7 protein-coding genes are annotated in these 8,157 nt (G+C 61.6%); 5 read left to right on the top strand and 2 right to left on the bottom strand.

Annotated elements, in window-relative coordinates; genetic code table 11:
• Window positions 1–52 precede the first annotated feature (52 nt).
• Window positions 53–2,245 (bottom strand): strawberry notch-like NTP hydrolase domain-containing protein, encoded by a 2,193-nt coding sequence (locus ACE3SN_RS15130; protein ID WP_374531399.1) that lies wholly within the window; start codon window positions 2,243–2,245, stop codon window positions 53–55.
• 204 nt (window positions 2,246–2,449) lie between these two features.
• Between ACE3SN_RS15130 and ACE3SN_RS15125 the strand changes: the two genes are divergently transcribed.
• The 5 genes from ACE3SN_RS15125 to ACE3SN_RS15105 all read left to right on the top strand — a co-directional run bounded on the left by ACE3SN_RS15125 (window position 2,450) and on the right by ACE3SN_RS15105 (window position 7,943).
• Window positions 2,450–2,773: a helix-turn-helix domain-containing protein gene (locus ACE3SN_RS15125; protein ID WP_022675526.1), complete on the top strand. Its 324-nt coding sequence runs from the start codon at window positions 2,450–2,452 to the stop codon at window positions 2,771–2,773.
• Entirely contained in the window at window positions 2,770–4,032 is a 1,263-nt protein-coding gene (locus tag ACE3SN_RS15120; RefSeq protein WP_022675527.1) for a type II toxin-antitoxin system HipA family toxin, read from the top strand. Before ACE3SN_RS15125 ends, ACE3SN_RS15120 begins: the two co-directional genes overlap by 4 nt.
• Window positions 4,033–4,277: 245 nt before the next feature.
• Window positions 4,278–5,804: an IS21 family transposase gene (istA, locus tag ACE3SN_RS15115; RefSeq protein WP_374531396.1), complete on the top strand. Its 1,527-nt coding sequence runs from the start codon at window positions 4,278–4,280 to the stop codon at window positions 5,802–5,804.
• An 11-nt stretch (window positions 5,805–5,815) separates the two neighbouring features.
• Window positions 5,816–6,556 (top strand): IS21-like element helper ATPase IstB, encoded by a 741-nt coding sequence (gene istB / locus ACE3SN_RS15110; protein ID WP_374531394.1) that lies wholly within the window; start codon window positions 5,816–5,818, stop codon window positions 6,554–6,556.
• A 529-nt stretch (window positions 6,557–7,085) separates the two neighbouring features.
• Window positions 7,086–7,943: an SDR family NAD(P)-dependent oxidoreductase gene (locus ACE3SN_RS15105; RefSeq protein ID WP_374531392.1), complete on the top strand. Its 858-nt coding sequence runs from the start codon at window positions 7,086–7,088 to the stop codon at window positions 7,941–7,943.
• Here ACE3SN_RS15105 and ACE3SN_RS15100 read toward each other — a convergent pair.
• On the bottom strand, window positions 7,888–8,157 hold a 270-nt coding region (locus tag ACE3SN_RS15100; protein WP_374531390.1), incomplete at its 5' end, for an integrase core domain-containing protein. The genes ACE3SN_RS15105 and ACE3SN_RS15100 overlap by 56 nt on opposite strands.

Genomic DNA, 8,157 nt, shown 5'->3' with positions numbered 1-8,157 from the left:
GCAATCAAAATAATGCGCAGCAACTTCGTGCCGCGCCCTAGGAATCCCGCGCCTAAGCCGCGTTCCTTCGCATTACCGCTTCCTCGCGATAACAGGTCTTATGCGCAGCTGCGCATAAGATCGCCCAAGCATCCGCATAGGTGTCGTAGACAGCGATCTGCTGGGCCGTCAGGTCGTGCTTGAGGATTTCGTACTCGACCCCGGCAAAGCTCAGCGCCCGTGCCTGGTAAAGCCCAAGGGCCTTAAGGTCGCGCGACACCAGCTCCATCGCAGCGATGCCACCTGCCCTGATCTGGCTGATGAAATCCTCGCGGTTGGCAAACGCCGTTCCTGGTCCCCAAAGGCCGAGCCGAACCGCATAGGCGAGATTGTTGACTTCAGAGGCCCCGGTCGCCGAGGCATAGAGCACGCGGGCCTTGGGCAGATGGTTCTGGAGCATGACGCCGGCGATGCCCTGCTGGGAACCTGATTTGCTCCCGCGGGCGCCCTCGCCTCCTGCCACCCCGCCCATTTCGTGGCTCTCATCAAAGGCGATGACACCTTCGAAATCCGCCCCGGCCCAGTCCAGCAATTGCTTCAGGCGGGTCGCATCCTGCCTCTGACTGCGCAGCGTCGGGTACGTGACGAAGAGGATCCCCTCGCGGAACGGCACTGGCTGATCGATTTTCCAGCTGGAGAGCGGTTGAATGTCGGCAGTCATCCCGCCGATCGCGCTCCAATCCCGGCGCGCATCTTCGAGCAGGCTCTCGTTCTTGGATACCCAGATCGCCTTGCGGCGTCCGGCTAGCCAGTTGTCTAGAATGCAGGCGGCAATCTGTCGGCCTTTGCCCGCGCCAGTGCCATCACCGAGGAAGTAGCCCTTGCGGTAGCTGTGTCCGTCTTCGGCCAGAGTGAGAGCGACACCTTCGTCAGCCGGGACGAACAGGCCCGGCAGATACTGCTGCCAGGCATTGCCGGCATAGATCACCGTCTCGAGCTGCGCTTCCGAAAGCAGGCTTTCTTTGAGGATGCGGCCCTGCAGGCTGGGGCAATATTCCGGTACCGGCGCTGGTATGGAGCCCATGGCCACACTTTCCACCAGCGGGGTCGGGTGCGCCTTTGCACCATCGATGTCGATCCGGCTCGGGCGGTAGGGCAGATAGACACCGGCCTGCTCGCCCAGAGGGCGCGGCGTTGCCAGGCTGCGAAAAACAAGCGGCGATATCGATGGCGCTTCGATTACGCGCGGCTTAGCCGCAGGCGGCTTTGCACTTGTGCGCATCGCCTTGAAAAGCGTGCCGGGCTTGGTCTGCTGCCGTGTGGAGATTGCTGAAGGGTCGCAAGCTGCCCGCTTTACGACTGTGACTGCCTCGGCAATCTCGGCGACAGTCGATCGAGCGAGGATTGCGGAACGTATGTTTCCGGGAACCTTGTCGATCACGTAGAGGCGAACCGGCACGCTGGTCCCCTGCTTGTGGTAGCACCTGGCAAGGCGGCAAGCTGTTTGCACCGTGCAGTTCTCGAACGTCTGGTCATAGATTTTCGAGAGCCTAGCGCTGGTGGTGAACCAGTCCGGCATGATAGCGACAAGTCTGCCGCCAGGAGCCAATCGACCGAGCGCGGCGCGCAGATGGCGGACAGCAGCGAATTGATCGACGCCCCTTCCCTCCGAACGGGAGAACGGGGGGTTCATGAGAATCAGGCTGGGGCGCAGCGAAGGATCCAGCGCGGAAGCCAGCATCGCACCGTCGATCCCGGTAAGCTTGGCATGTTTGAACAGCAGAGCGAGTTTCTCACGGCGTTTGGGATCAAGCTCATTGAGGTGTAGCTGTCTGACTGTCGGCAGGCTGGCCACGAGCGCACCATGTCCCGCACTCGGCTCCAGCACGATGTCGTCTGGCCGGGGCTGCGCAAGGACAGTCGCGAGTGCCGCAAGATCGGCGGGCGTGGAGAACTGTTGAAACCGAATCTGGTCTTCGCTCCTGACCGTATGGGTTGGCAGTTGCTCAACCAGAAGGCTCAGGGCGGTGATGTCGTCCAGGCGCACCGGACGGGATAAGCCTAGCAGATGGCGGGTCATCCCTGCTTCGAGGAGGTCATAAGCATCGCGCTGTGCCCAGCGACCTTCAGCCGAACTTCCACCGTAGAGGCGCTTCATTGCGTCGAAGAGCGACATCTTGGTCAGCGATCCACCGGCAAGCTCCTGCGCGATTTCATCGATGGCCTGATCAAGGCGGGTGTCGAACTGGGTGAAGAGATCGGTCATGCGCTGCTCCTGATGCTGATGCGCATCAGAGCATCCCCCTCCCCTTCTGCCCCGACAGCGCGAAGCCTGGAATTGCGCTAAGGGCGCAGACCAAGGTCCAGCTAGGAAAAGCGGCCGAGATTTCAGCCTCACGGCAAGAGAGATTCGTAGGCCAAATATGGCCATTAATTTGACCAAAGGTAGAATATCGGCCATATATGGCCAATGCTATTCACTCTACAAGATCAGCTGACGCACCTCGGTATGCGGATCAAGGCCCGCCGCCTGGCCCTCGATCTTACCCAGCAAGCGGCAGCTGCCAAAGCAGGCGTGGCCCATAGAACATGGCGGCGGATGGAGACCGAAGGCAGGGCGTCCATCGAAGACCTTGTTCGCGCTGCCATTGCACTGCGCTGCGATGAGGGCATCGTCGCGCTGTTTCCTCAAGTTCCGGCGACCAGCATGGATGAACTGCTTGCACAGCAGCGCCAGGCAGCCAAGCGGCAGCGCCAGCGTGCCAGCGGGCGCTCAGGCGGAATTGGGTCATGAAGCTGGCTCCGGGAACGCCTTTGGCGATTGGACTGCTGACCGACGAGACTGCAGCGCCGCGTTCTGTCGGCAGGCTGGCGATGGATGGGGGCCTGGCTCAGCTCGAATGGTCGGCAGAGGTCATCGCTGCGCGCCTTCGGATATCTCCGCTTCACTATCCAGCTGAGCCCGGCCTGCACCCTGCCCGCAGCCGAATGTTCGAGGGCCTCCACGGTTTCCTGTCGGACTGCCTGCCCGACGCCTGGGGCATGCTGCTGTTGAAGCGGCGCCTTCAAAGGATGGGTCACCGGTTCGAAGACCTTGATGCGGTCGACCGGCTCGCCCTCGTGGGCACAAGGGGTCGAGGTGCCCTCGTCTTCCAGCCCGAAACGCTTGGGTTCGAAGCTTCATTTACCATCGATCTCGATGCTCTGGCTGATGAATCCCGCCAGGTTCTGCTCGGCGAGGAGACAGAGCTCGAAGCGCTGCTGGCACGCCTGGGCGGCGGCTCAGGCGGAGCACGGCCGAAAGTTCACGTGGCGATCGACGCAGACGGCAAGCTTTCCGCCGGAGACGAGCTCGCAGCAGTGGGAAGCGAGAACGCGGGTGCGGAATGGATCGTCAAGTTTGCAGCGACCAATGACCCTGCCGATATCGGGCCATTGGAGGAGGCCTACGCCCGGATGGCACGCGCCGCAGGGATTGTTATGGCAGAGACGCGATTGATCCCGTCGGCGAACGGTCCAGGTCATTTCGCGACAAGGCGCTTCGATCGACTGGCACCGGGCAAGCGGCTACACATGGTCAGCCTCGGCGGAGCGCTTGAAGCGTCGCCGCATATGCCCAGCGTCGACTACGACGGGTTCCTGAAGGCGACCTTGGCCATCACCCACAGCATGGCAGACGTCGAGCAGGCCTTCCGGCGCATGGTCTTCAACGTGCTTGCGCGAAACCGTGACGACCATGTTCGCCAGCACGCCTACCTGATGGACGACCAAGGGAACTGGCGGCTCGCGCCGGCCTTCGACCTCACCTTCTCGAACGGTCCCGGCGGCGAGCACTACATGGCTGTGTTGGGCGAAGGCCGCACCATAACCCGCGAGCATGTCGAGAAGCTCGCAAAGGTCCATGGGGTTTCGCCGAAGCGCACGGCTTCCATCGTAGACGACGTGCGTGCAGCGCTTTCCGACTGGACGTCATATGCGCGTGACGCGGGGGTCGGGATATCTATGGCTCCGGTGTCAGAGGGTTTAGGTCTGGTGGCGCAAGAGTTTGGTTGAGGGTGGCTTGGCTAACCGAAAGCCGACAGTGCCCCGCTGAGTGCGGATTCCGAGGTGATCGCGCGCGGTGTTCCGATTTGATCGCGCGCGGTGTTCCGAGGTGATGGCGCGCAGCGTTCCGAGAATTATCCGCGCAGCATTCCGAGGTGATGGCGCGCAGTTTGAGGTTAGGCTCACCTGATCGTTGGAGCATTCTTTCGGCCGGACAGCGGTTGGAGGAATGCATGCCGACGAGGAGAGTTGCGATGCGCCATGTGCGCGAGATTTTGCGTCTGAGCCTGGACTGCGGGCTTTCGACGCGGGTAGTTGGCGAGCGGGTCGGGGTCGGATCGACGACGGTCCGGGATACGCTTCGGCGGTTCAGTCGGTCGGGGCTGACTTGGCCGGTGCAGCCTGAGATGACGGACAGCGACCTGGAGTCCCGGCTCTACGGCGTGCCAGGGGTAAAGCCCGGGCGCCGCAAGTTGCCGGAGCCCGACTGGGCGGTGGTGGCGCGTGAGTTGAAGCGCAAGCACGTGACGCTGCAGATCCTGTGGGAGGAGTACTACGCGGCGAACCCTGACGGCTATCGCTACAGCCGATGGTGTGACCTGTTCCGGCGCTGGGAAGGCCGGCTGCCGTTGGTGATGCGCCAGAGCCATGCTGGCGGCGAGAAGCTGTTCGTTGACTACGCTGGCGACACGGTGCCGGTGGTGGTGGATCGCAGGACCGGCGAGATCCGCGATGCGCACTTGTTCGTCGCTGTTCTGGGCGGCTCAAGCCTGTCGTTTGCGTGTGCGACCTGGACCGAGCAATTTGCCGACTGGGCCGAGGCCCACAATGCTGCCTTTGCCTTCTTCGGCGGGGTGCCGCAGCTGCTGGTTCCCGACAATGCCAAGGTCGCGGTGATCAAGGCCTGCCACTTCGATCCGATGATCAACCGCAGCTACACGGACATGGCTCGGCATTACGGGACGGCAGTGCTGCCGGCGCGGCCGAGGAGGCCCAAGGACAAGGCGAAGGTTGAGGCCTGTGTCAGGATCGTCGAGCGCTGGGTGCTGGGCCGTCTGCGCAATTGCATCTTTTACAGTCTGGCCGAGCTCAATACTGCCATTACCGAGTGCCTTGCTGATCTGAATGAGCGCCGTGTGCTGCGCCAGTTCGGCCGAACGCGCCGACAGCTGTTCGAGGAGATCGATGCTCCGAACCTGAAGCCGCTACCGGCTGAGCCGTGGGTCCATGCGCAATGGAAGCGCTGCCGGGTCGGGCTCGATTACCATATCGCGGTCGAGCAGCATCATTACTCCGTGCCGCACCGCTACGCGCGCCGGGAGGTCGAGGCGCGTTACACCGCCCGGACCGTGGAGATCTTCCTCGGCGGCGAGCGGATCGCGGTGCACATGCGCGGCAGTGGCAATGGTCGGCACACGACCGTGCCCGAGCACATGCCGTCGAGCCACCGGCGCTATCTCGACTGGACACCGGCAAAGATCCAGGAGGAGGCGGGCCGGATCGGCCCGATGCTGTCGCTGCTGATGGAGCGCATCATCGAGGACCGGCCGCATCCCGAGCAAGGCTACCGTTCGTGCCTGGGGATCATTGGCCTGGGCAAGCGTTTTGGCGCTGAGCGCCTTGAAGCGGCTGCGCTTCGCGCGCTGGAGATCGGCGCGCGCAATTATCCGTCTGTAAAATCGATCCTCGAAAAGGGGCTCGACAAGGTGCCCGTGTCCAAAGCCCCGGAGCGCGAGCCGATCCTGCACGACAATATCCGGGGCTCTCAATACTACCACTGAAAGGAGCAAGGATGCTCAAACACCCTACACTTGATCAGTTGAACCAGCTTGGCCTGACGGGCATGGCTCATGCCTTTGCCGACCTCGATGGCAATGGCGAGGCCGCCAGCCTGAGCCATGCGGAATGGTTGGCGCTGTTGCTTGATCATGAGACGACATGGCGAAATGACCGCCGCCTTGCCCTGCGGCTGCGTCAGGCAAAACTACGCCATCATGCCGTGCCTGAGGATGTTGATTATCGCAGCACACGCGGGCTTGACCGGCGGCTGTTCGAGATGCTGCTCAAGGGCAACTGGATCGGTGCCCATGAAAACTGCGCGATCATCGGGCCAGCAGGGGTCGGTAAAAGCTGGCTGGCCTGCGCCATCGGGCATCAGGCCTGCCGTGACAATCGGTCGGTCCTTTACACGCGGCTGCCGCGGCTGATCGATGAGCTGTCGCTGGCAAAGGGTGATGGCCGCATTGCTGCGCGGATGAAGAGCCTGGCCCGCATGGACCTGCTCATCCTTGATGACTGGGGTCTTGAGCCGCTCGATGGCAATGCCCGCCATCATCTGCTGGAGATCCTCGAGGATCGCTATGGTCGGCGTTCAACGCTGGTCACAAGCCAGCTTCCCATCGCGCGCTGGTTCGATCTCATCGGCGATCCCACCTACGCCGATGCCATCCTCGATCGTCTCGTCCACAACGCCCACAGGCTCGAACTCGAGGGGGAATCCATGCGCCGCCTGGCTCAGCGTGCCGCCGCTTGACCAACGCCAAACCATAGTGCGAATAGATACCAACGATCAGGTGCTCTACCTGCGCGCGATCAAATCGGAACGCTGCGCGGCATCAGATCGGAATACATGCGCGCGATCATCGGAATCCGCACCGCTGAGGCAGGTTCCGACCCAGACCTAGTCACTCAGATCAGCAAAAGCGAACGTCTGCTTCTGTCAGATGCTGCCGACAGAATGTGTCGAAGCAAGTCATCAGCTTTGAGCGATAAAACTTGGTCGTTCGCCGGTTCAGCGCACTAGCAGAAGGCCGCCGCTTGTTCCGCGATGCAGACGCCGTTGACGCTTATCGCTATGCCAACGAATGCACGACTGCAGGGAGACCGCAAAGGTGCGCATTCAGAAGTCACGCCCTACAGGCAACAAACTAGTGACAGGGTTTGCGATCGGTCGGGCGATATCAGTTGGATCGCTATTCACAAGACGCTTATAATCGATAATAATTGATTATGGGCGTCAGGATTTTCTGATGCCACCACCGTGGAAGGGAGGTGTGCACGCCATGAATGTCGAGCAAATATTTGAGGTTAAAGGCAAAAGGGTGCTGATTACCGGCGGATCAGCCGGGATAGGCGAAATGATCGCACGCGCCTTCGTCGACAACGGAGCGAAGGTCTACATCTCTTCTCGCAAAGCCGAGGTTTGCAATTCGCTAGCAGCTGAGCTGAGCCGAAACGGCAAGTGCTACGCATTGCCCGCTGATGTTGGGACCATGGCCGGCGTGAGGCAACTAGCCAGCGACTATCGCGCCAAGGAACCTCGGCTTGATATACTCATCAACAATGCCGGCGCCACCTGGGGCGAAGATCTCGACAACTATTCTGAAGCTGGGTGGGATAAGGTCGTGGACCTGAACCTAAAAGCGGTGTTCTTCCTTGCGCAGGCGCTGCTCGCTCCTTTGCGGGAAGCGGCGGCTGCACCGGATTATGCGCGCATCATCAACGTGGCATCCGTCAATGGCCTACGGCCACCGGCGCTGGAGACCTATGCCTACTCTGCATCTAAGGCTGGATGCATTATGCTGACGCGGCATCTCGCGAAGCGCCTCGCCCCCGAACGTATCCTGGTGAACGCCATCGCCCCTGGCCCATTTGCGACGCGGATGATGGCTGCGACACTATCGGAACATGGCGAGGCGATCCGCGCGTCGAACCCGCTCGGCCGAGTGGGTGAACCGGAAGAAATAGCAGGCGTTGCCCTCTTCCTTGCCTCTCGTGCCTCGACCTACACTGTCCGTCGTCAGAACATTCGGCACAACTCGCGGCGTAGATTAGCGGAGTGCGGACCTCGTCAGGGGGTTGATGTTAGGCGGCGAACTTGCGGTGCTGCAAGCGCCGATGATCGATGGTCTGTCGCTTGATCCTTTCGCGCAGTTTGATGATTGCCGGAGCCCTGCCGAAGTAGGCGTCGGCAGGCGTCACGTTGGCCAGGCTCTCGTGGTATCGCTGGTGATTGTAGTGCTCGACGAAGGTCTCGATGTGGGCTTCGAGGTCGCCGGGCAGGAAGTAGTTTTCCAGCAAGATGCGGTTTTTCAGGGTCTGGTGCCAGCGCTCGATCTTGCCCTGGGTTTGGGG

Source organism: Novosphingobium sp., from assembly GCF_041915465.1.
GTDB lineage: Bacteria > Pseudomonadota > Alphaproteobacteria > Sphingomonadales > Sphingomonadaceae > Novosphingobium.
The sequence above is the reverse complement of the archived record's forward strand: the minus strand, read 5'-3'. Positions and strand labels throughout refer to the sequence as shown.